Origin of the sequence: Bacillus sp. HY001, assembly GCF_007558965.1 — a bacterium.
In the GTDB taxonomy this organism is placed as follows: domain Bacteria; phylum Bacillota; class Bacilli; order Bacillales; family Bacillaceae_G; genus Bacillus_A; species Bacillus_A mobilis.
Genome location: NZ_VLTE01000213.1, coordinates 1 through 793, shown reverse-complemented (window position 1 = coordinate 793; position 793 = coordinate 1). Strand labels below are relative to the sequence as shown.

The 793-nt window shown below is 41.0% G+C and carries 1 protein-coding gene; it reads right to left on the bottom strand.

Features of this window, described 5'->3' with window-relative positions; all coding sequences use genetic code 11:
• Positions 1 to 18: 18 nt before the first annotated feature.
• Positions 19 to 741 (bottom strand): tyrosine-type recombinase/integrase, encoded by a 723-nt coding sequence (locus FOT98_RS30510; protein WP_000045536.1) that lies wholly within the window; start codon positions 739 to 741, stop codon positions 19 to 21.
• Positions 742 to 793 lie beyond the last annotated feature (52 nt).

Genomic DNA, 793 nt, shown 5'->3' with positions numbered 1-793 from the left:
TTCAATACCAAAAGTACATTACGTGTTTTTTAGTTTGTTTGAACGAAAGTTCATTTTGTTTTCGTTCTTAAGTTGATGGGCATGTGGTAGGACCCCTATAAGCATTCGTAGCTCTTCCGCTACCTTCTTCGTCATAGGTACAGCTCTAGTTTTACGGTTCTTATTCTTAGCGCCTGCTAACATAATCGTAAGGTTATCAAAATCTATATCGTTAGCCTCTAGCTGATTTACTTCGTTTACACGCAACCCGCAGTGCAACATAAGCAGCATGGCGCAGTAATCTCTATAGCCTGCATAGGTCGTCTTATCTACCACACGAAAAATGCGCTTTATCTGATTATGATTTAGCGTAAAAATCGGCGCTTCATCGGTACGTAACTTTACAAAGTCTACAGCGGGATTGCTTTTAATGTAGCCCTGCTCATTCAATCGCTTAAAGACCGACTTCAACGCCGATATGCGAATATTTACAGTGGCAGGTGCTAATTCTCGATTAAGCAGCTTATTAATATACATTTGTACATGTGCCGCCGTAATGATCTCGACTTTCTCAATGTTCAATTCTCGCATGAAATAACGAAAGAGCTTGCTGTAATCATCTATAGTACGCTTTCTAAATCCCTCTGCCCGAAATGCCTGCGCAGCAATCGCTATCGCCGCTTCTGTGTCTAGTGCTTCCGCAGTACCAATAAAATCAACTACTTCTCTTCGTCTTTTTACTACTCGTATACTTTTAGACATAATAAAAAAAGAGCCCCCTATCTGAAACGAATTTCAGACGGAAGCTCTCCGC

Excerpts from the sequence above, each read along its gene's own strand:
- FOT98_RS30510 (WP_000045536.1), bottom strand. The coding sequence starts at position 741 with ATGTCTAAAAGTATACGAGTAGTAAAAAGACGAAGAGAAGTAGTTGAT.